The organism is Rhodococcus marinonascens NBRC 14363 (genome assembly GCF_001894885.1).
Taxonomy (GTDB): Bacteria; Actinomycetota; Actinomycetes; order Mycobacteriales; family Mycobacteriaceae; genus Rhodococcus_F; species Rhodococcus_F marinonascens.
This window is the reverse complement of sequence record NZ_BCXB01000053.1, coordinates 1-21866: the sequence shown is the minus strand read 5'-3', so window position 1 is coordinate 21866 and position 21866 is coordinate 1. Positions and strand designations below refer to the sequence as shown.

At 63.9% G+C, this 21866-nt stretch carries 20 protein-coding genes; 12 read left to right on the top strand and 8 right to left on the bottom strand.

Translation table 11 applies throughout. From position 1 onward, the window contains the following. The 3 genes from RM2_RS21540 to RM2_RS21535 form a co-directional block, all read left to right on the top strand. Positions 1 to 813, top strand: an 813-nt coding sequence (locus tag RM2_RS21540; RefSeq protein WP_218017260.1) for a DUF4062 domain-containing protein, incomplete at its 5' end; no start/stop codon positions are given. 172 nt (positions 814 to 985) lie between these two features. After that, the gene (locus tag RM2_RS24200; RefSeq protein WP_139277877.1) at positions 986 to 1216 is read left to right on the top strand and encodes a hypothetical protein; all 231 of its coding nucleotides are present in this window, start codon (positions 986 to 988) and stop codon (positions 1214 to 1216) included. A gap of 346 nt (positions 1217 to 1562) precedes the next feature. Then, entirely contained in the window at positions 1563 to 2165 is a 603-nt protein-coding gene (locus RM2_RS21535) for a hypothetical protein (RefSeq protein WP_072691540.1), read from the top strand. 571 nt (positions 2166 to 2736) lie between these two features. On the opposite strand, the gene RM2_RS21530 is transcribed toward RM2_RS21535, so the two are convergent. Further along, on the bottom strand, positions 2737 to 2949 hold the full coding sequence (locus RM2_RS21530) for a hypothetical protein (RefSeq protein WP_139277876.1): 213 nt from the start codon (positions 2947 to 2949) through the stop codon (positions 2737 to 2739). Positions 2950 to 3083: 134 nt separating this feature from the next. Between RM2_RS21530 and RM2_RS21525 the strand changes: the two genes are divergently transcribed. The 3 genes from RM2_RS21525 (at position 3084) to RM2_RS21515 (ending at position 5522) form a co-directional block, all read left to right on the top strand. Next, positions 3084 to 4589, top strand: coding sequence for a hypothetical protein (locus tag RM2_RS21525; RefSeq protein WP_072691538.1), 1506 nt, complete (start codon positions 3084 to 3086; stop codon positions 4587 to 4589). Positions 4590 to 4695: 106 nt separating this feature from the next. Next, positions 4696 to 5172: a hypothetical protein gene (locus tag RM2_RS21520; protein WP_072691537.1), complete on the top strand. Its 477-nt coding sequence runs from the start codon at positions 4696 to 4698 to the stop codon at positions 5170 to 5172. Then, positions 5169 to 5522, top strand: a complete 354-nt coding sequence (locus tag RM2_RS21515; RefSeq protein ID WP_072691536.1) for a hypothetical protein — start codon at positions 5169 to 5171, stop codon at positions 5520 to 5522. Before RM2_RS21520 ends, RM2_RS21515 begins: the two co-directional genes overlap by 4 nt. Positions 5523 to 5626: 104 nt before the next feature. Here the strand turns inward: RM2_RS21515 and RM2_RS21510 are convergent, their stop codons facing one another. Together RM2_RS21510 and RM2_RS21505 are read right to left on the bottom strand one after the other, a co-directional pair. Further along, complete coding sequence (locus RM2_RS21510; RefSeq protein ID WP_072691535.1) at positions 5627 to 5869, bottom strand: hypothetical protein; 243 nt, start codon at positions 5867 to 5869, stop codon at positions 5627 to 5629. Beyond that, positions 5862 to 7718: a DEAD/DEAH box helicase gene (locus RM2_RS21505; RefSeq protein WP_218017259.1), complete on the bottom strand. Its 1857-nt coding sequence runs from the start codon at positions 7716 to 7718 to the stop codon at positions 5862 to 5864. Before RM2_RS21505 ends, RM2_RS21510 begins: the two co-directional genes overlap by 8 nt. A gap of 213 nt (positions 7719 to 7931) precedes the next feature. On the opposite strand from RM2_RS21505, the gene RM2_RS21500 reads away from it, so the two are divergent. The 4 genes from RM2_RS21500 to RM2_RS21485 all read left to right on the top strand — a co-directional run bounded on the left by RM2_RS21500 (position 7932) and on the right by RM2_RS21485 (position 11635). After that, the gene (locus RM2_RS21500) at positions 7932 to 8495 is read left to right on the top strand and encodes a recombinase family protein (protein WP_072691542.1); all 564 of its coding nucleotides are present in this window, start codon (positions 7932 to 7934) and stop codon (positions 8493 to 8495) included. Between the two features lie 149 nt (positions 8496 to 8644). Beyond that, positions 8645 to 10480 (top strand): exonuclease domain-containing protein, encoded by a 1836-nt coding sequence (locus tag RM2_RS21495; RefSeq protein WP_072691534.1) that lies wholly within the window; start codon positions 8645 to 8647, stop codon positions 10478 to 10480. Positions 10481 to 10586: 106 nt separating this feature from the next. After that, on the top strand, positions 10587 to 11363 hold the full coding sequence (locus RM2_RS21490; RefSeq protein WP_072691533.1) for a ParA family protein: 777 nt from the start codon (positions 10587 to 10589) through the stop codon (positions 11361 to 11363). Beyond that, positions 11360 to 11635 carry a hypothetical protein gene (locus RM2_RS21485; protein ID WP_072691532.1) on the top strand — a complete coding sequence of 92 codons (276 nt, stop codon included), beginning with the start codon at positions 11360 to 11362 and terminating at the stop codon, positions 11633 to 11635. The genes RM2_RS21490 and RM2_RS21485 overlap by 4 nt, the downstream gene beginning before the upstream one ends. Before the next feature lie 17 nt (positions 11636 to 11652). Here RM2_RS21485 and RM2_RS21480 read toward each other — a convergent pair whose 3' ends face one another. The 5 genes from RM2_RS21480 to RM2_RS21460 form a co-directional block, all read right to left on the bottom strand. Further along, positions 11653 to 16461, bottom strand: coding sequence for a DEAD/DEAH box helicase (locus RM2_RS21480; RefSeq protein WP_072691531.1), 4809 nt, complete (start codon positions 16459 to 16461; stop codon positions 11653 to 11655). A 105-nt stretch (positions 16462 to 16566) separates the two neighbouring features. Continuing rightward, on the bottom strand, positions 16567 to 16827 hold the full coding sequence (locus RM2_RS21475) for a hypothetical protein (protein WP_072691530.1): 261 nt from the start codon (positions 16825 to 16827) through the stop codon (positions 16567 to 16569). Then, a complete protein-coding gene (locus RM2_RS21470) occupies positions 16814 to 17107 on the bottom strand; it encodes a sigma factor-like helix-turn-helix DNA-binding protein (protein ID WP_072691529.1) in 294 nt (97 codons plus the stop codon). The genes RM2_RS21475 and RM2_RS21470 overlap by 14 nt, the downstream gene beginning before the upstream one ends. Next, positions 17104 to 17991: a replication initiation protein gene (locus RM2_RS21465; RefSeq protein WP_072691528.1), complete on the bottom strand. Its 888-nt coding sequence runs from the start codon at positions 17989 to 17991 to the stop codon at positions 17104 to 17106. Before RM2_RS21465 ends, RM2_RS21470 begins: the two co-directional genes overlap by 4 nt. 192 nt (positions 17992 to 18183) lie before the next feature. Continuing rightward, a complete protein-coding gene (locus RM2_RS21460; RefSeq protein WP_245814086.1) occupies positions 18184 to 18708 on the bottom strand; it encodes an HNH endonuclease in 525 nt (174 codons plus the stop codon). Between the two features lie 1472 nt (positions 18709 to 20180). Between RM2_RS21460 and RM2_RS21455 the strand changes: the two genes are divergently transcribed. Together RM2_RS21455 and RM2_RS21450 are read left to right on the top strand one after the other, a co-directional pair. Continuing rightward, positions 20181 to 20981, top strand: a complete 801-nt coding sequence (locus RM2_RS21455) for a hypothetical protein (protein ID WP_218017258.1) — start codon at positions 20181 to 20183, stop codon at positions 20979 to 20981. A 117-nt stretch (positions 20982 to 21098) separates the two neighbouring features. Continuing rightward, positions 21099 to 21773 carry a hypothetical protein gene (locus RM2_RS21450; protein ID WP_072691526.1) on the top strand — a complete coding sequence of 225 codons (675 nt, stop codon included), beginning with the start codon at positions 21099 to 21101 and terminating at the stop codon, positions 21771 to 21773. Positions 21774 to 21866 lie beyond the last annotated feature (93 nt).

Genomic DNA, 21866 nt, shown 5'->3' with positions numbered 1-21866 from the left:
CCCGAAAGAGACGCAATCCTACGAGCCGTCATGACGTGGAATGCCTCTCGCGCGGAAGCCGCACAGACGGTGCTCGTCCCGTGGCGGTGGGAAGATAACGCCGTACCACTCCTCGGGGCGGCGCCACAGAACATCATCAACGCCCAAGCGGTCGACAGTTGCGACATCGTCGTCGCCGTCTTCGACAGTCGCCTCGGAACCGCGACCGACACGGCCGTATCCGGCACCGCGGAAGAGATCACACGGGCCGCCGAAGCCGGTAAGCCCGTGCATGTCTGGTTCTCGAGCGAAGCCATCCCGCGAGATGCCGATCTCGACCAGCTACAACGACTCCGCGACTTCAAAGCGCAGCTTCAGATGCAGGGACTCTTGGGTTCGTACACCGGTGCCGACGACTTGATGTTCCAGGTCCGCAACACACTCGAGCACGACCTCGACTCTCTCGGACTGGGACACGTGACAATCAAGAGCCGCGGCCAGAGCGCACAAGTTCGCGGACGCATCGACAAACAACGCGAGCAGACCGGTATCGACAAGAAGGGCGCCCCGAAGTTCACCAACCGCTACAAGATGGTGGTCGAGAACCTGAGCGATGCCGTCACCGCGGAGAACCTCACCGTGGACTTCGGGGAGTTCACCCAGCACGTCCACATCGATGAGGAAACCGCACGCTCGTTCGATCTGATCCCACACTCGAACTTCGCCTGGCCGATGTGGGTGGCGATGGGTACTGCTTCCTCCGCCACCGTCACCTTCGAGTGGGAAGAGAACGGTGAGAAGAAACGAATCGAACACCGGATCTCGCTCCCCTGACATCACACTCCCTGCGTCGAGTTCGTCATAAAGAGGCGCTCCCGACCCGGGCCGGATCGGGAGCGCTTCGCTGGGCCGCATCGTTGAGATCAAGGTGAACGTCGGGAGAGGGAAGTCGATCGTCTCGCCTCGGGCGACCTGACCCGCATACTCCGGTGGGATGCTTCGATCCATGACGCAGATTCGTGTGACAGTAAGCCGTTGGCAGACCCGTGGGCCGTGGTGGCGAGGCCGCCGACGTGTGTCCGGTCTGGTGCTCGACATCGACGGGCACGGCACCACCCAGACCTACGGAAGCCGGGATCTTGATGCCGCCCGCGTGATGGTCCTCGAGTACCTCGGTACGGTCGGCGCGCCCGCACCGACCGACGTCACCCTCTGCTGGTGCGAGGCCGGTACCTGACAGTCCGCCCCTCGATAACATCCGACTCTCGTGTCAGGCGGCATGAGAGTCGCGCAGCAGCCGACTGGCAGCACCCGCATATCGCATACCGCAGCCCCGCGCCCGACCCCCCGGACCCGGGGCCGGGGGGTCGGGGGCAACATTTCGCCCCGCTCTCCGTTCGACGTCGTAGTGCAGCTCCCGCAGTCCCAGCCGTACCCGGCCTACCTCCCGCAGTTGATCCCTCCACGTTCCGCACCGTTGTCCTTGCCTGGTTGTGGTCCCGATACGGCCCACAACCGAAAATCTTTGACACACCTCTTGCACCATTGGTGAAATATTGGCGCGACGAAATACGATGCCGTCCATGAACACCCCGCAGCCGTCACACGAGACCGCCGATACCGCAGCCGAGAACACCACGGAATCGGGCAGCAGTGAGGGCGCGGATCCGGGACTCTGCCCGTGGTGCACCGCCCCGATCACCCCGCAGCCGGGGCGGGGACGACCGAAGGTGTGGTGTTCGGATCAGTGCCGCCGCGACGCTCACACCGCCCGCAAGGCCGCCCGCGCCGGCGCCGTCGGCATGCAGGTGATCCGGCAAACTAGAACCGTCGAAAAACCCGTCAAGGTGCCCGTGATCGAGTACCGGTACACCGACACCCCTCCCACACAAGTCCGGCACGTCGACCCCTTCGAACTCCTGGTCCACGTCATGAAAAACTCCGACCTCCTCGCCCGAATACTGGACTCGTTCGCCGCGAGCATTCGCCCCCGCAGCATCGGCAGACAACTCCCCGGCCCCCTCCACAAGGCTGTCTTGCGGCTCGCGCCACTCCTCGACGACTACGTCCGTCGCACGACCCCAACCCCGGGACCAGCGGCAAGTACACCGGACACCTCGGCGCTCTCCCGCCAGCAACGCCGAGCCCTGCAGCGCCGCGAAGGAAACAGAGGAACCCGGCGATGACGAACCCGCCGGTTCCCCGCCCATCGCAGGGGTCAGGCACGGATCGCGGCATGGATGCGAGGTGACGGTGACCCCGATTCGGACGGCGGAGGGCGCACCACCATTGTCGCTACCGGCCAACCCCACACGGTAGCAGCGGTGACCGCCGACGCCCCCACGGTGGGTTCATGGCCGGAATCATATTTCGTCGCGCCAAAAGTCGGACTTCAGTGCAAGAGATGTGTCGAAGATTTTCGGTTGTAGGTCGTTTTCGGGACCACCACCGGGTGAGAACCCGTGAACGTTCCGGACAGCTGGGACTGCGGGAGGTAAGCCGGGTACGGCACACGTTGCGGGAGGTTTCGATTCATTCGGGTGCCGGCCTCTTCCACACCGGCGTACCCCGCCGTGCGGACACCCGCCAGGCCGTGCGTACCGGGCCTACGGTGTCGGCATGAACGGCCCCGCAACGCAGGTGTGGGTGATCACCGATGCCTGAACTGCGGGTCTGCTCGGGGCACCTGGCGGACGGTCTGATCCTGTAGTCGACGGGCGGCCACGGAGACTGCGGGCCTTTCGGTGAGCGCGTGGTTTAGGAGAATTCCGATTCGGCGATGGCCCGCTCGACGTCCTGCTGCAAGGCAGGCATGATGTTCGGGTTCCACATCATTTGGGAACCGAGATCCTCGTCGGCGATCCAACGCTGCTCTCGACCGCTCCAATACTCGGGAATGATATCGAAATCCTCGACCGGATCGGCGACGGCACGAATCACCACTTGGTACTGGAGTCGTGCTGTATCCAATACATCATCTGGGTGAACCTAGTGACTCTTCATCACTGGGTTTCGCCCTGCTCCATCACCGTGGGCGGCATGAACCGGGTACAACCAACCAGCCCACCACAGGGCTTTAGCCGTGGATCTGTTGAACTCGTGCGGTGGTTGCACTCGATACACCCCTGAATACGCGTCAGCTCGAGGTTCTGGGGTGGGTGGGTGAGGAATGTCCGGCGCGTGAGTGGCCGGATTCGACCTACAAGACGGTGGCGATCGCCCTGCAGAATCGTCGGCTGATCGCGATCTCGAAGAAGGGTGGGCTGTGGAGCGCCAGCATCCTCGATGCGGGCCGCCACTACCTCGACCACGGAACCTATCCGCATGGGCACCTGAAGCCGAAGAAACGATCCGGTGCACCGAACCAGGCCCCGAATGCGAGCCGCGACCGGCAGGCGATTCGCCCCGCAGCCCGGAACCAGTCGCCGACACCCACTCCCGTACAGACGCCCGGTAGTGGTGAGCCCCATGCTCCGACGTCGCCGAAGCTGACCCCGACGCGGCAACTGTTACGAGATGTCGCCGAGGCCGGTGGCACGCTGACCCGCAATGTTAAAGGCGACAACACCCCGTACGCCGTGCGGGTCTCGACGATCAACCGGCGGGGCATGCCCCCGGACGGGCAGAGGCTGGTCATGGAAACGGGTGCGACCTACTACGAGAAGATCTTCCGTCTCGAGGATCGCCCGGTGTGGAGGACGATGCCGCCCCGGGAGGTCGTCGACGCCCCGCGGATCGGCCGGTGGCACCCGGCGGTGACCGAGATCCGCGACGACGGCAGATCGACGCGGTTCGGCACCGAGGTCAGGGCGCGGGCGCTGCGCATCTTGCATGCGATCGCGACGGAAGCCGCGGCGAGGGGACACCAGGTGAGTGCGCCGGCGAAGAACGCACCTCGCGGGAACGGCTACTACGCGCACAAGGAAACCGGTCAGCTCATCATCAACATCCGGTCCCACCGGTTCTTCGTCAGCCTGCACCAGCTCGACGACTACACACCGCACACACCCACACCGAAGGAGCTCGAAAAGCAACGGAAGTGGGAATGGAGTCGCCCCCCGCGCTGGGACATCACCCCCGGTAGACGCCTGCGGCTGCGCGTCTATGGGGACCTCCTCCGGGGATGGGACAAGAAGTGGGCCGATTCGAAAACCCTTCGAGTACGGGTCGAAGACCATCTCGCAGACGCTATACAGATCATCGAGGACGCCGTCGACCGGGAAGAAGCCCGTAAGGCCGCCGAGCTGCGGGCGTTCGAAGAAGAGAATCGCAGGAGAGAAGCCGCCGAACAGCTCATCGAAGGCCGGCACGCCGAGAACATGCGGGCCGAAGCCCTCGACCTACAACTCGCCGACTGGCAGCACGTGACCGCGCGGCGCCAGTACCTCGCCGCCATGGCAGCCCGGATCGACACCATCACCGACGAGCCCGCCCGTGAGTCGGCCACCGAGTGGCTCCACTGGTGCGAGCGGCACGTCGACTCACGCGACCTACTCCACCGGCCTCTCGCGATGCCGGCCAGACGACCACCGACCTGGGAAGAACACTCTTCCCTGCTACGGGAGATCATGACCGAACTCGCTGCAGATCCTGACTACCGCGAGCATTGATCCGCCCGGCCACGACGGCGCCGCCGTCGTGGTATGCAATCACGAAACCATGTGGCATCGGGATTGCATCATCGACAATTCCATACTTTAGAAGTAATTTTAATGTATGAGTGTGGATGAGGTGACGTTCTCGGAACTGCAGTTGCAGGGGAAAGCGACGGTCGAGCGGCTGCGCAGGTCGCCGGGCCAGTCGTTGCTGGTGCGACGTCGTGACGCGGAGGACCTGGTTCTCACCACGGCGGCACGCGCGGAGCTCGAGCACACGGCGGCGGCGGTGACGGCGCGGATGTTCGTGGCGTTGATGCAGCGCGATCACCGGGCGCGGGAGCTGGTCACCGATGTGCTTCCCGAGGTGTTCCCGTGGGTGACGTTCCTGCCCCGCGAGGAGGTTCAGGAGTTCGTGGTCGAGCTGGTATCGACATTGCGGGCGGCGGAATCGCTCGACAACCCGGCGCCGGTGGTGCAGGTGATCGAAGCCTGGCGGCACACCGCCGAGGTGTTGGCCGATCCGGAGCTGGCGGCGATCCTGGCCGCGGACACCGATGAGGATTTCGGAGTTGTTCCTGCACCGGACGCTGCGTGAGCCCGAAACGAGGTGACCGGGTCGCCCCACCCGCCGGCGCCAGTGCGTGGGAACTGCGGTTCGCCACCACCGAGGCGGTCAAGGGCTGGGAAGCCCTGTGTCAGCAGGCACCCGCGAACACCCTCACAACCTGGCACGAGTTGCGTGCGCGGCCCGACACTCCCGTACCGACCACGCGGCACCACCAGCTCAAAGGCTCTCTCGCCACAGCCGCGCACAGCGGGGTGGTGATGGAACAGTGGCAGTACGAAGTCACCGCAGGCGGACGTATCTGGTACCTCGTCGACACCGCCCGCCGCACCCTGTGGATCAAAGCTGCTGGCACCCGCCACCCCAAAGCCACCGACTGACCCGGCAAGTCGGGGTTCATGGGGCTGGGTGGCCAGCCTGTTCGGTCTAGAGCGTCCCGGGTCCGGATGTTCCCGCGCCGCTAGCCGACCGACGTGCCATTTAACTAGTCGCGTGGCTCTCCGGCTTCCAATCTGAGATCACCCTGCAGTTTCTGCAGCCCCTGCAGGGCCAGGTCGATGAACTTATCGGCGCAGGCGGTGCAGTAGTGCTCATGACTGCGTCCTTTCGCTACCTTGAGCCGCAGGTCACCCTTCGAGATCACGTGCTTGTTGTTGTGCTGGCAGGTGTGTCGCTTGAGTGCCTTGTCCACGGTCATCGCCAGAATGAGCGTCTTTGGCCTACCCACCGAACAGCTCCCCTTCAACCTCAGCAACGATGCTGTCCAACCGCCCAGTGATCAGGTCGATCTCGGCCTGGCTAAGTTCGCTCCGTGTCCTCGTGCCGCGGCCAACTGAGGCGTTGGCCTTTTTGTCTATGGCGGCCTTCACAATCACCCAGTTGCCCTGGCTCAGGTGCTTGGTGTCCAGGTCGCGACCCTCGGGGCTCAGTCCGTGGTCCCGAACGAGCTTGCCTGCCCTGGTCTTGATCGTCTCGTCTAGCCAGCTGCGCGAAGCTTGGCGCCGAGCTTGCTTGGTAACGGGGATGGGTTCGAGGAGCTTGGCGACCCGCCCGATGTCCTCAGCGGTGTAGCCCGCTGACAGGAGACCTGTCAAGGTGCCTTTGAGGCGTTCGTCGGAGAGCAAGGGCAGCTCTTCCAGTGTGGTCGGGCCTGGCTCGACGATGCGCACGGCATCAGGATCCCGCTCGCGTCCCATGTCGTTGGTCGGGTCAACCTCGCGACTGGGTTCGTTGCCTACCGGTACTTGTTCGGTCAGGAGCTGGAACCATTCTTGGTCGGCCTCGGCAAAGTCCTTAAAGTCGTCCCAGGCTTTGGCCGTGTTGGCGCCAGCGTGGAACACGACTGAGCCGTAGTTGAGATGGTCGCCCGGAGCCTCCTGCTTGATGACGCGCATGATGCGCCCCACGAATTGCACAAACGGCGACAGGTTGGCAAAGATGCTGAACACAGCGGCCACTGAGAGGTATGGGTGGTCGAATCCCTCTCCGAGCATGCGGACCTGCACGATGACATCTAGCTCGTGGCGATTCAACTTAGCCAGGACGGCGTCGTTGGTTCTGGAGTCCTCGCGGCTGTGGATGTAGTCAGCTCGCTGGCCGCGCTCTTGATACGCCCTGACGATCTGTTTGCAGTGCTCCATGTTGAGTGCCGACGCGATAATCTTGAGACGCGACTCGCCGGTTGCATCTTGGAGCCTGCGTAGCTCGGTGATAGAGGCGTCGACGATGGTGTCTAGGGTTTCTTTGGAGCTGACGATGCTGCGGCGGAAGTCTGCGTCTACCTCGCCAAGTCGGCGCACCTCATCGAGGTTGGCCTCGACTTCTTGACCGTCTTCGCGGCGGACGTAGCGCAGTGAAGACGGGTTGAGAACCAGCCCCTTGACGTGCTTGACGAAGCCGCGTTGAACCGCACGATAGATCGGGTATGTGTAGACGATCTCGCCGGACATGAGACGACCGTCGGCTCGTGTCGGTGTGGCGCTGAGGCTCACGATGTTGGCCTCTGGGAACTGCTTCCGCAGCACCTCCCAACTTTCGGCAACGTTGTGGTGTCCTTCGTCGAAGAGGATGAGGTCGAAGTAGTCCTCAGACAAGTCGGCCAACCACTTGTTGTCAGCCCCGCCGCGCTGAAGCTGCTGGATATTGGTGACCACGACATCCGCAACTTCTAAGTCGGAGAGGTTGGCTTTGGCACTGCGAATCTCGGCTGGCTCGGGATACTCCGGTCCCGGCAGTACGGCGCACTTGCGGTAGAACATTCCGGGCTCGGTTGGGTTGAAGTCACCGAGCAACTGCGCTGCAATACGCAGCCCCGGTGCGATGACCAGGACTCGTCGCGCCTTCAAGGCGAAGGGAGTCAGCGTGATGAGGCCCGACTTGCCGCAGCCGACAGGAAGCACAATGCCGGCTTCACGGTGGTTCTCGATATCGGCGAAGTGCTCGACGATTGCCGTGTAGGCCTCGGTCTGTGGCTCGCGCAGTTGTGTATTGCCCTGAATGTTAGGGGTGAGGCGCTGGAAGGCAGATCGGTCACTCAAAGTGGAAGTCCCCTCAAAATGGCTGCGGGTCATGGTCATGTCCTGGTTATGCGATTCTTCCAGATGTTGAAGGAGTGTCAGCGTGCCAAGAATAGGAGAAGTGTTCGCGTCCCGAAATCGAACCCTTCCGGGACACCCCGACCCCGCCGCGAACGGACCGGTGCGACCTCAAGCTTTCCTGTCCCCAAAACCCGTCCCACCGCGCACGTCTCGCTCCCGAGCATGTCGGTGAGTTCCGGGACACTGCCCGGTGTGAACGATCTCCTCGGCTACGCCCGCGTCTCCACCAGCGATCAGGACCCGGCACTGCAACACGACGCCCTCACCGCCGCTGGCTGCTTCCGGGTGTGGACCGACACCGCCTCTGGAACAAAAACCCAGCGCCCCCACCTCGACGCCGTCCTCGACGCGCTCCGCCCCGGAGACACCCTCGTCGTCTGGCGCCTCGACCGGCTCGGCCGCTCCCTGCCCCACCTGATCGAACTCATCACCACCCTCGGCGACCGCGGCATCGGCTTCCGGTCCCTCACCGAGACGATCGACACCTCCACCCCCGGCGGCAAACTCGTCTTCCACATGTTCGGTGCCCTCGCCGAGTTCGAACACAACCTCATCAAAGAACGCACCACCGCAGGCCTCGCCGCCGCCCGAGCCCGCGGCCGCATCGGCGGCCGGCCTCCGACGCTGACTCCCGCCAAGCGGCGCCAAGCCCTCAAGATGCGCGAAGACGGCGTCTCCGTCGGCGAGATCGCCGAAGTCCTCGGCATCGGACGTAGCACCCTCTACCGGACATTGTTTGCGGCGGTCGACGCTTAGTCCATATGAAACAAAAGCTAATCAGGACTTTCTAACTTTCTATTTTTCTAACCATAGTTCGACGGTTCGTGGGTAGGCTCCGCCTTTGCTCCGGCTGTCATCCGGGGTATGGCCCGCTACTGTCCGTCGAAGAATTCGAGGAGGACGATTTGTTGCAGTGTCAGGGGTACGGCGCGACCGTCACCATCACCGATGAGAACCTGGTGATCGATCGGAGGGGCTTACTGACGAGGATGATCGGTCCTCGTCAGGTGGTGGCGCTCGGTGATGTGGTCGGGTTCCACGTCAGGCAGCCGTCGATGTTGACCAACGGCTGGATCCAGTTGTGTGTGGGAAGCATGCGTTCGGAACTCGGGCGCAGTGTGGCACCGAGCGATCCGCACACGGTGTTGTTCAGACGCGGTCAGCGTGAGCAGATGGGGACTCTGCTGCAGCACCTCCAACAGTGGGTCGACGACAACCGTCATCGGTCTCAGATGCCGATACGGCCTACCGATTCCCTCCAGCCCTCGCTTCGAAAGACATCAGATGCGGTACCCGCGCCGGCGCAGGTACCGCTGCGGGCTTCAGTCGTCCAGAGGTCGATCGACGTGCAGGTGTTCACTGGGCCGAGTTTCGTCGGGTTCGATGTCGAAACCGCCAACGGTGCGCGTGGCAGCATCTGCGCGATCGGGTTGACCGTGGTCACCGCGGGCCAGATCACGGCAACCCATTCGTGGCTGTGCCGTCCACCGGAAGGGCTCGACCGGTTCGACGCGGGCAACACTAGGATCCACGGCATCACGGCCCACGACGTCGCCCGACAGCCGACTTTCCGTCAACGGCTCGCTGACATGCTCGATGTCGTCGGGGACCTTCCGCTGATCGCACACAACGCCGCCTTCGACGTCGGCGCGCTGCGGGAAGCCTCCGCCGCCGACGGATCGACCTGGCGCCCATTGGACTACGGGTGCACCCTGCAATGGTCGCGAAGAGAGCTCCCCGACCTGCACAACCACAAGCTCCCGACAGTCGCACGCGCGCTCGGCGTCGACCTGCGCCACCACCACGACGCCTCGGCGGATGCCTCCGCCGCTGCCGAGATCGCGCTCGAACTCATGCGCCGACGCGGGGCGTCGAGCGTCGACACCTACGTGACTGCCACCGGGATGATGCTCGGGCGCGCCACCGTCGAGAAAGCAATCGCACCACGCAACACCACCCGCGACGGCACCCCGAGGACATCGGGATACCGGGCGAGCGCCACCCCACCGCCACCACATGCCGATGCCGCCCCCGAGCACCCACTGTTCGGACACACGGTCGTCGTCACCGGCACATTGAGCGGACTCAGCCGAGACGAAGCATGGTCACTGCTCGCGAAATGCGGTGCTCGGGTGAACAAGACCGTCACCCGCCGCACCACCGTGCTCGTCGCGGGAGGCTGGCTCGACCGCAACGGTCGACCGCAGGAAACCGAGAAGCTGACAGAGGCACGCCGTCTGCAGGCTGCAGGCCAGCGCATCACGATTCTCGACCAGCGGCAGATGGAGGCACTGCTGGCCGGTGACCGAACCGTGCCGCTGCCGGACCTGATTGCACCGGCCACGGTCGACGCATACGCCCTTGCCGACGACAGCGACATTGCTCCCCAGAATCGCAACGACCCGAGGCAACAGGTCCGCGGAAGACATTTCACTGCGTGGAGCGAGCCTGTGAAGCAGCTCAAGCGCGACGGCCGACTGGACGAGGCGCTCGAACTGCTGTTCGAGGTCATAGCGGTGGTCGAACGCCCCGAGAACTGTTGGGGAGGAGCTCCCGCGACTGGGTGGACCGAACAGGCTGCAATCGTCTACCGCAAGCAGAAGAACTTCGCCGCTGAAGTTGCTGTCCTGCAGCGCTGGATCGACGCCGCGCACCGCAACGGCTGCTCGGTCACCGAGTCTGATCCGATCCCGCAACGGAAGGCCAAAGCCCAGGCTCTGCTGGAGAAATCACGGAGCTGAAAAGCCGAATGCGGCTTCGCTCCTTGCCGTGGCTGGTCCGAATACGAGCGCGACACACACTGTTAAATGACGGTTTCTAACAATCTAGATTGTTAGGGTTTCGGCCATGACTGCAGTTGCCGTTGTCAATCAGAAGGGTGGGTCGAGCAAGACCACCACCGTGCTCGGCCTCGCCTCGGCGGCAAGTGCCCGAGGGATCGAGACGTTGGTGGTGGATCTCGACCCGCAGTGCAACGCCTCGGAAGCACTCGGCATCGAGTACCCACTCGACAGCAGGACTGCGGCGGATCTGCTTGCCCAGGAGCTGAGCGGAAGTGCCATCGACGCGGTGCATGTCTCGAAATGGGACCACGTCAGCGTGATTCCCTCGGACCTGGACCTCGCAGACCTTGATGCGGTATCCGGGCTCGGGGTCGAACAGCGCCTGCGGGCGGCCCTCGATTCCGACGAGATCCGGCAGCGGTATCCGCTGGTGTTGATCGACTGCCCGCCGAGTGTGGGCAAGCTCGTCTCCAACGCCCTCATCGCCGCCGACGCCGCCTTGATCGCAACAGAACCGTCGTTCATGGCCAGTCGAGGTGTGTCGAAGATCCTCGACGCGATCGACACGATCACCCGCTACTACAACCCCAACCTCAAGGTCGCCGGCGTCCTGCTGGGCCGAATGCCAGCCCAGGGGCGCGAAGCCACGTACCGGGCCGCCGAGATCCGGGAAGCACTGGGTGATCTGGTGCTGCCGATGGTGGTTCCTCAACGCGCCGCCGTGTCCGAAGCAACCGGGGACCACGTTCCCGTGCACAGTGTCCGCCCCGTAGTGCCTGAGGTGACGGCCGCCTTCGACGCCGCTCTCGACCGGGTGCTCACCACTGTGACCGTCGCATGAGTGCCGCCGGCAAGCCCTCCGCCTTCGCCGCTCCACGCGGCGCGGCACCGTCCGTCAAACCGCACCCCTTCACCCCGCAACTCGCCCGGGAAGCCGCCGCAACGCCGCCGACCCTCCCGAAGGACGCGAAGCTGGCAGCTTTCGCCACCCGGCTTCCCCCGGACCTGCAACGGCTGGTCAAAACGGCCTGCGCCCAACGCGGAATACGCATGCAAGACGCCGTGTACGAGGCGCTGTGGCAGTGGCTCAACAATCAAGAACCACGAGCATGAATCAGGTTTCTAACAACCTAACTTTCTAGAATCTCAAGTCCTGGCAGGTTGTCGACGACCTTCATCGTCTCGACGCTGACGGTGACGATCCGGGCCAGCAGGTCGAGGATGTAGCGGGGCTGCTCATGCTCGCGGGACCAGTCGTTCGGGTCGTTGACGATGCCGGACGCCTTGTCGGTCTTGACCTGGTATCGGTCGATGATCCATTCGATCGCCGAACGGGAGCCGAGCATGTACCGGTACGCCTCGTCCGGGATTCCCGAGACGGTGACGTGGCTGTTGTAGACGACCGTCGAACGGTCCGTCTTCGAGCGGAACTTCATCTTCTGCACCCGGTGCAGCGCGTACTCGTCCACACCGACCGCCTTGGTTTCGGTCTCCTCGAGCGGGTACGGATCGACCGACTCATAGCCGATGTGCAGGTCGGCGAGCTGACGACCTGCAGCCACGAACCCGCGGAAGTCCTTGGCCTTGGGTATGCGGGGGAGCATTTTCTTCAGATCCGCCGCGAACTCGGCCCGATAGGCCGGGGAGTGCAGGAGCCCATACACGTAGAAGAAGATGTCGTCCTTGGACACCGCATTTCCGTAGGTGGTGCGGTAGTCGGCGAGGATCCCGTCGGTGATGTTGTCCACCCGGGCGAAACCGCCGGCCGCGGCGTCGTCGCTGTAGAGGCTCGGCTCGCCCTCGGTTGGTCCGTAGGTGTAGCGGGGGAAGAACTGGCCGCTGCTCGATCCCCAGAAGGCAAGGTCCGGGATCAGGTCGGTCATGAGCGCGGAGAACGGCTTATCCGATCCCGCACCCGTGAGGTAGAAGCCGATGTTGGGGTGATCGGGGGTGGGGAACATCATCGGCAGCTGATAGATCATGTCGTTGAGCTGCCGATCGAAGTAGACGTGTTGCTTGGTGAAGGGCCGGTAGGTACCGACGGTGAGGGCATCGGGCCGGTGCGGATACTTCTTTCCCCTCGCGAGGTCCTGCTTGGTGCCGCGGTTCCAACTGATCTTGGTCGGGTCGGTGTCGATGAAGGTGTCGACGTTGTTCTTGCGGTCGGCGATCTCGTCGTCTGCGCAGTGAGATGCGAAGGCGTCGACCTGACTGTTATAGAAGTCGATCATCCGGCGCACGTTCGACTCAGCCGAAGGTCGCGAGTAGTTGTACACCCACGAGTCCCGGTTGGACTTCAATCCCGCGGAGTAGGTGCCGAACACGGTCAGCGACTTGCCTTTGGCGGTCTTGTCACCGATGGGGGTGTAGGTGTCGAACGCTGCGTTGCGGTGGTTGATCCAGTCGCCCTCGGGGTTGGGGGTGATGGTCTGCCAGTCGATGCTGGCGAGCCGATCGCTGTCGATGGCGGCGAGTTTCTGTTCGCGGGTGAGGTAGTCGCCGATGTCGCGGTAGAAGATGCAGCAGTCGCCCGGGTGGGCGGGGTTCTTGATAGCGAGCAGGATAGCGACGGTGCTGCGGCTCCCGGACCCGAAGACCTTGCCGCCTTCCTTACGGGACAGCTCGCCGGCGGTGCGCTGGTTGCCGCGCAGGTTGTAGACGTACAGACTGCTGTACTCGTCGGCGAGGGTCAGGCGCAGGCCGTCGGCGGTGTTGCCGTCGATGTAGCCGCCGTTGGAGACGTAGGCGACGATGCCGGAGTCCCCGATCCGGTCGGTGGCCCACCGGATCGCCCGAATATACGAGTCGTAGAGCGAGTTCTTGTTGGTGGCAGTCGATTTCGCGGCGTAGGTGCGTTCGATCGCGGCGTCGAGGGTGGGGTAGGTCTGGTTGGCGTTGTTGTCGTTGGCGCTGGTCTGCCCGACCGAGTAGGGCGGGTTGCCGACGATGACCCGGATGTCGAGGGTCTTCTGGTGGGCAACGCGGGCGTTGTTCTGGGGGAACATGATCTCGTCCATCGTGTCGCCGTCTTCGTGGATCTGGAAGGTGTCGGTGAGCACGATCCCCTCGAACGGGACGTAGTCGCCGCCGGCCAGGCCGTGGTAGGTGGCCTCGATGTTGATCGCCGCGATGTAGTAGGCGAGCAGCAGAATCTCATTGGCGTGCAACTCGTTCGCGTACTTGTAGGACAGATCCTGGGGCCGGATCAGACCGGACTGCAGCAGCCGGACGATGAACGTGCCGGTGCCGGTGAAGGGGTCGAGGACGTGCACACCCGTGTCGGTGATCGCGACCCCGAACTCGTTCTCGAGGGCGTCGTCGACGCTGCGGAGGATGAAGTCGACAATCTCGATCGGCGTGTAGACGATGCCCAATGATTCGGATGTCTTGGCGAAGGCGAGTTTGAAGAACCGTTCGTAGAGCTCGGTGATGATCTTCTGTTTACCCTCGGCATTATCGATGCCCTGCGCCCGCCGACGGACGCTGGCGTAGAAGCCTTCGAGAGCCTCGTTCTCCTTGGACAGGGCCTGGTCGTCGAGCACGTCGAGCATGGTCTGCATGACCTTCGAGACCGGGTTGTGGCCGGCGAAGTCGTAACCCTCGAACAATGCGTCGAACACCGGTTTGGTGATCAGGTGCTGGGCGAGCATGTTGACCGCATCGGCGGTGGTGATGCCGTCGTTGAGGTTGGCTCGCAGCCCGGTGAGGAACTTGTCGAACGCCTCGGCCACTTTGCCGTCCGCGGATTCGAGGAGTGCGGTGATGCGGGCGGTATGCCGGGCGGCGATCGCGGCGACGTCCTTGGCCCAGTCCTCCCAGTAGGTGCGCTCACCGACTTTGGCAACGATCTTCGCGTAGACCGCATCACGCCACTCCGCGGCATTGAATAGCGCCAGCTGGGTCGCGGCGTCCTGTCCGGCCTTCTCCGATCCAGATCCTTCACCACCGGAGCCGGTTTCGTCGTCGAGACCGATGGAGCCGACCATGATGTTGGTGGGCTTGTTCTTGTTCAGGTCGATGGTGTTGATGGTGGCGTTGAAGCGGTCGTCGTGCGCACGCAGGGCCTGGAGGACCTGCCAGATCACCTTGTAGCGCTTGTTGTCGCGTAGCGCCTCGGACGGTTCCATCCCGAAGGGGATCCCGACGGGCAGGATGATGTAGCCGTACTCCTTGCTCTCGGCCTTGCGCATGACCCGGCCCACGGACTGCACCACGTCGACCACGGAGTTGCGGGGGTTGAGGAACAGCACCGCATCGAGGTCGGGGACATCGACCCCCTCGGACAGACAGCGGGCGTTCGACAGGATCCGGCACACCCCGTCCCCGGCATCGGCCTTGAGCCAGTCGAGGCGCTGGTTGCGTTCGAGGGCGTTGAAGGTGCCGTCGACGTGGTCGACCTCGCAGCGCAGCGCACCCTCGCCGGAGTCATCGTAGCTGTCGATGACCTCTACGAACTTGCCCGAGAGGGTCTTCGACGCCTTGATCGACTGGGAGAAGGCCACCGCACGGCGCATCGGGGCCAGGTCGGTGCCGAAACCCTGACCGTCCGATGTCTGGCCGGCGCGTTTGGCGAGACCGTTCCAGCAGCCGACGATCTTCACCGCGTCGTCGAGGTTGAGTTCGTTGTTCTCGTCGGCGAGCTGGGACTGGAGGTTTTTGGCGATGTACTTCTCGTCGACCGTCAGGATCAGGACCTTGTAGTCGGTGAGCAGGTTCTTCTCGACCGCCTCACCGAACCCGAGGCGGTGGAATTCGGGACCGAACTTGGTTTCGTCGTCCATCGAGGCGATTTCGGCGCCGGCCTCATCGGCCTTGGACTTGGTGCCGTCGTCGAACAGTCGGGGGGTGGCGGTCATGTACAGGCGCTTGGCCGCCCGGAGATAGGTGTTGTCGTGGATCCGCACGAAGTTCGACTCGTCCGCCCCGGCAAGGGTGACGCCGGTGGTGCGGTGTGCCTCGTCGCAGATCACCAGGTCGAACTCGCCCAAGCCCTTGCTCTGGGCGTCGGCGATCACCCCGATCGACTGGTAGGTCGAGAAGACCACGGTCAGCCCGTCGGGATGGGCGGCGTTCTTGATGCGGGTGATGAGGGTGTCCGGGTCAGTGGTGGCGGGCAGGGCGAGGTCGACGATGGCGATGTCTTCGGTGTCGTCGGAGCGTTTACCGACCTTGGTGTCCGAGCACACTGCGTAGCTGCGCAGCTCGACGTCGCAGTTCGCCGACCACTCGCGCAGCGTCTGGGAGAGCAGCGAGATCGACGGGACCAGGAACAGCACCGTCGCCGGGCCAGTCTTGGCCCGGGCGGTGTACTCGGCGATCTTCAGTGCGGTGAACGTCTTGCCGGTGCCGCAGGCCATGATCAGTTTGCCGCGATCGGAGGTCTCGAACCCCTCGAATACCTTCCGCACGGCGAGGTCCTGGTGCGGGCGCAGCCGCTTCGGTGCGGTGCGGGTCAGGTCGACCTCGACCTTGCCCGTGGGCCAGGCGGTGTCCCAGTCGATCGGGGAGTCGGCGAGATACGACAGTCCGATGCGCTGGACGGGGATGGTCTGTCCGTCGAGGGCTGCGTTGGCATTGGAACCCCACCTGTCGGTGGTGGAGATGATCAGCCGACTGGTGAACGGCTTCTTTCCAGAGGTGGCCAGGAACGAGTCGATGTCGGGTTTTTGCAGGTAATGGTCGGGTTCGTAGAACTTGCACTGGATCGCGCAGTAGCCGCCGGTCTCGCGTTCGAGAGCGACCAAGTCGATGCCGGTGTCGGGTTTGCCGTCCCGTCCTGGCCACTGCGACCACATCCACACCTGTTCGAAGCGGTCGGCGAAGAGAGGGTCCAGTCGCAGGTACTGGGCCATCAGACGCTCGAACCGCTCGCCGCGCTCGCGGTTCGACACCTCGAGCTCACGGAATGCGTCGACAATCGTGTGCAGCGTTGCGGGCACAGGGGGCCTTTCTCGGTGGTTGGTAGGCCGCCGGGTGGCCTCATGTGTTCGGGTTGTGTGTATCAGGCCATCGCGGTGCCGTTGCGTGCCGGGTCTGCGACCTACCTACCGGGGCTTGCGGCGCCCGGCGTTCTCCCAGTCCGAGTCCGGGATGTTCGGGTCGTCCAGCGCGGCTCGTTCGATCTGTTCGGCGAACGCGCGCAGAGCGTTGGCGACGGCGAGCACGTTGACCTGGGCGTCGAGCCAGATCACCGGAGAGCCGGCGTAGCCCTTCTGTGCGAACACGAAGGCGTAGTCGCGCAGGTCGGTGATCGGTTCGAATTCTCGGTGGTACCGCTGGAGCTCTTCGTCCTCAGCAGGCTTCATGAACGGGAGCCTCCTTTTCTTCGAGCTTGCGGGCGTCGTGCAGGATCCGGCCGACGGCTCCGGTGGAGATGCCCATTTCCTCGGCGATCTCCTTGTACTTCATGCCTTGATTCCGCAACGCCACGACCCGGTCACGGCGTGTCTGCGCGCGTTCGAGGAACTGATCTCGTGGTTCAGCGATGAGTCGGCGGGCGGTTCGCTCGGAGGACCCGAGCCGTTCGGCGAGTTCTCGGGCAGTGATGGACCGGCGTTGTTGGGATTGGGCTGCACCTTTGCTCATAGCGCGTACTCCAGTGCGGTGGCGAGGTCGAACTTGGTGGCTCGTTTCCGGTTCGCTTCGATCTTGGCAGGGGTCATGACCTTGCCGCCTTTGCTTCCGCGGTGGGCTTGGCGTGCGCGGTAGGTGGCTTCGTCGAAGTTGCGCCAGATCCATTTGCCGATGGAGTGGGCGGTGGCGCGGACCTCGACGAAGGGGAGGGGGTCGGCGAATTGGGTGTTGACGGCGTGGCAGTGCTGCAGGACCAGGAGCAGCCATTGGTCGGCGGTGCCGTGCCGGTGGTGCCACCACTGGGGGTAGGCCCAGGTGCGGGCGGTGTCGAACAGGGTGACGTTGCGGCCGAGGCCGGCGGCCCGGTCGGGCCGCCGGGGTGCCTGGCGCGGGGTGTGGATGGTGGCCAGTTGGCGCAGCGTGTACGGGGTGGACGGTCCGTAGATGGTTTCCCAGTCGGGGTGGATCGGGTTTTTGGTGAGTTGCCCGCCGTAGGAGAAGTCGCCGCCGACGCAGATCTTGAGCCCGGTTTCGATGCGGTGCGCGTAGCGCAGCGGGGTCAGGAGGGCGGAGTTGGTGCGGCAGACGTGGTTGGGGCCGAGCCACCAGCCCAGGTGCGCCCGCCCGGACGGGGACTGGGCCACCCAGTTCGGGGCGGGATGGTCCGAGGGCTGCTCGAACGCGCGCATCGCGGCGTCGGGGTGGTCGCAGTCGATGACGATGGAGCCCAGCAGGGCGTGCGGGGAGTGCTCGACGTAACGCATGGCCAGGGCGTCGTCGCGGCTCATCCGATACTGGCCGCGGTCGAGGTAGTTCGTCGCGTAGGGCCGGTGCGGGAGCAGCACCTCCTGCGCCCACTGTTCGTCGCTCAGTAGCAGTGCCCCCGCGGTGTCCATATCCAGCATGGTGCCTCACCGAGATTGATATTCGAGTCGGACACGCCGAGCCATATACGAAATTATTCGAGTAGGTCGAGCCAAGCCATATCAGGTATCCCGCCAAAGCCTGCTCGATCTTTGCTCATTTGCTACCCGGTTGAGAGCAGCTGGAAAGTCTGATGACAGGAACGTCAGTTCGGGTTTTGCTGTTTACCAGAGAGTGAGGGGCTGTCCGACGGCTTCGGCGACGCGGATGCGTTTCTCGGTGGTGTCGGGGTTTTCGTGGTGGCGGGTGCTGGTGCGGATGGCGGCGGCGATGGCTCGGGTACGGCCGGCGGGACCGCGGGTGACGGCGAGGGCGCCGGTGGGGTTGTGTTTGCGGAGGGTGTATTCGGCGCGGTTGCTGGCGTTGGTGCCCAGCCGCAGGTGGGCAGGGTTGGTGCAGCCGGCGAAGTCGCACTGGTGGCACAGGACGGCGTCGGCGGTGCCGGACCAACCGAGTCGTGGAATCACCCCGTGGGCGAGCTGATAGGCGAACAGGTGCGCCGGGACGGTGCCGCGCCGGGATGACCCGGGCAGGCTGGCCGCACGGAAGGAACCGTGTCCGGTGGAAGAGACCGCTCCGAGCCAGGGCCAGCATCGGTGATCGGGGCGCCGGTAGCGTTTCGTCTCGAACCGGGCCACGACGTGCGGATCACCGAGCCATTTCTGCCACAGGTGGTGGGGGATACGCACGGGTTGGGGCTGCCCGATCAGGGCGAGTTGCTCGGCACCCGTGTTGGGGGTGCCGCGGCGAACCCGGGCAGGGGGAGAACCTCGAATGCTGTCACGATCGGTCCTCCTGTGCGAACCATGCTGTTACCGCCAGGCCCTGACGGTAATGCCAGGCCCTGACGGTAATGCCAGGCCCTGACGGTAATGCCAGGCCCTGACGGTAATGCCAGGCCCTGACGGTAATGCCAGGCCCTGACGGTAATGCCAGGCCCTGACAGGGGTTGTCCGGGCCGATCGGGCCTGTCAACACGGCGGGTAACAGCATGCGCGCTGCGGCCGCAGGTCTGACACAGTCTCCCTCGGTAGGCCGTGTTCCCGGCTCGGATCGGCCTCGGCTGGGGCGGCGGGGTTCGGTGCCCGGGACCTGGCCGGGCAAGTACCCAGTCGTCGGCGCCGGTTTCCTGGCCCACGGTGATCCATGGCAGCAGATCCGCAGGGCCCGTCCCCCGTCGTGCTCGGCCTTTGCACCTGCAACGCAAGCTTTGCAGGTGCAACGCAACCCATTGCAGCACGCTGTTTGCAGGTGCAACGCATCGTTGCAACACCACCCCGTAACGGTGCAAAACACCGGGCCTCGACGGTTGAGGACACGCACAAGCTGAGGTCGATACCGCAACGGGGAACGACCGGCATCGGGTAGATACCGGCTGAGTCGTTGCCGCTGTCTTCCTGGTCGGCAGCGCATCGTGCACCCGTTTTGCAGCCGTACCCGTCTGAGCGGATAGGCGCGTTGCACGCAACGCAATGAGCGCATGGCGTGCGCAACGACCAATGTTGCATCTATTGCATCGTGTACCCCGCGGGGTGCGTGGTCGCCGTGGTGGCGTTGCAGGGTGCGGTATTCGCGGATTTCCGCGGGGGTGTGCCGTGCCGTACTCCGCCAAGAACTCGCCGGAACACGGGCACGGCACACCCCCCGAGCCGAGGGGACCGCCCGCAAAGGCTCTGCTCCGGCACGGAAACGAGCTGGGGGAGCACCGACCTGACAAAAGCACACGGGCGCCCCGGTACGGTGACCGCGCTACACCACGATGCGGGACTCAACCCGACATATCGATAATTAACCGGTGAACCACCGACTCTCAGAGCCCGAGTATCAGCTCGTGTGGCCCCGTGATCTCTTCAAGGCTGAAGCTGCAAAGTTGCTAAACATGCGCGATATCCAGGGTTGGGATGACGATTGCGCGCTTTTGATCGAGGACGCCTTCGTCCGGGGGTACCGGAGTGGACCACTGAGCGAGTTTCGCGGGGTACCTGCAGTTTTCAACTCTGATCCATGGGGGACGAAGAAGGCCGTTACAGGGCGATTGACTCCACGGCAAGAGCATCTGCGTCTCTTGATGGTCAACGCCGAGCAGCTCCGAGAAGATCCACCCCCGCGACGTCTGTACTGGAGTGCGCGGAAAGCTGGTCGATCTCCAGAAGCTGCGCCTTTGGATACACCAGCGCTGGTCCGTGGATTCGTATCTCTCATCGATGAACTCGACACTGCGGGGTATTTCGAGAACAGATTCGGGAAGGACTGCGTCGATGACCCGCGAGATGACACCGTCCACACGCTGATCTCCGTCCACACGCTGATCTACAGAGAACTGGGAGTGGAGGGGATCTGGCCCCTGGACGCAGATCTTCTCGCGGACAGCATCGATCTCTTCTACGATATTGTCGAGTTGCTACACGATCAGGTCGCGAAACCGAATACTCGCTTCTACCACGACTTTTCCGAGTGTGGATGGCACCACGACAAGTTCGACATCGGAGCGGGTGGTGTCGTTTATCGGTGGCGCGTGAACAAGCTCTTCGAAGGCAGCACCCTGGAGCTACGACTCGCCGAAGATGGCGAGGACATCGGCCGCCTGGTGACAGTTACGGACGAAGCGCGCACAGCCCTGGCTCAGTCTGTTGCTGCCCGTTCTGATGGAGAGTCAGCGGACCAGGTGCGCCATGCGCTTGCGCTCTTCCGTGAACGGGGAAGCGACCGCAATCAGAAGAGGTCCGCAGTTGCTGCACTCGCCCTCGTATTGGAGGAACGCCGCTACGGCGTACTCGCTGATGCGCTCGCAAAAAGCGACCGAGGAGCGTTGTTCGACCTAGCCAACAACTTTCACGTACGCCACCAAGATGCCAGGCAGAAGAGGGACTATGACGACTTCTACCTTGACTGGATCTTCTGGGTGTACCTGTCCACCATCGAACTGACAAACCAGGTTCTCGACGCCCAGCGACCTGGCTGACATACCGCAGAATTGTCAAAACCCCGGTGACATGCACGAAGTGCAGAGGCCGATCCGGGGTCTTCGATGACAATCGTACAGCACTTCCACAGAACCCCTCATAGAGCCCGGAGTGAGATGCCCAACCGTTCCACCGCCCTGATCCAGAGTCTGCACACGCTGCTCACCCCCGAACGCCTCGCCCCGTACCAGGCTGCGGCCGGCGGTGACGTCGACCGGGCACTGGATCTCTACGAGTGGAATGGCCGTATCAGCGCCGCAGTGTTCGAAGATCTCGGCTACCTCGAAGTCGTCCTGCGTAACGCCTGCCACAAGCAGCTCCAAGACTGGAATCACCGGCAGAACGGTGATCCTCTTTGGTATCGCCACTCGGTCTTCGGTCCGGCATCCCAGGATGACATCGGCAAGGCCCGCCAGCGTGCCACCCGCGGCGGACGTCCGGAATTGCCTGGCCGGGTCGTTGCCGAGCTGATGTTCGGCTTCTGGCGGTTCCTCCACGCCAGAAGCTACGAGGCCACGCTGTGGACCCCGTGCTTACGTCTGGCATACCCCCACCTGCATCCCCGTCGTCGCCAAACCGTCTATACCCGGCTCGATCACCTCAACACCCTGCGCAACCGCATCGCCCACCACGAGCCCATCCACTCGGCACAGATCGCCGGCACCGGGAAAGGCATCGCTGGCCTGCACGGTGAGCTACTCGAGCTGCTCGGATGGATCGATCCCGTCATCGAAGACTGGGTTCGCGCCCGCAGCAACGTGCCCGCGTTGCTGCGGGCGCGACCTCGCTAACTGCCCCGGTTGGTGATGTTCGTGGCCTGTCCGGGCATGCCCTTCGACGCGCATGTCCTGAAAGTTCTCATCGCCTCCCCAGGCGACACGGCT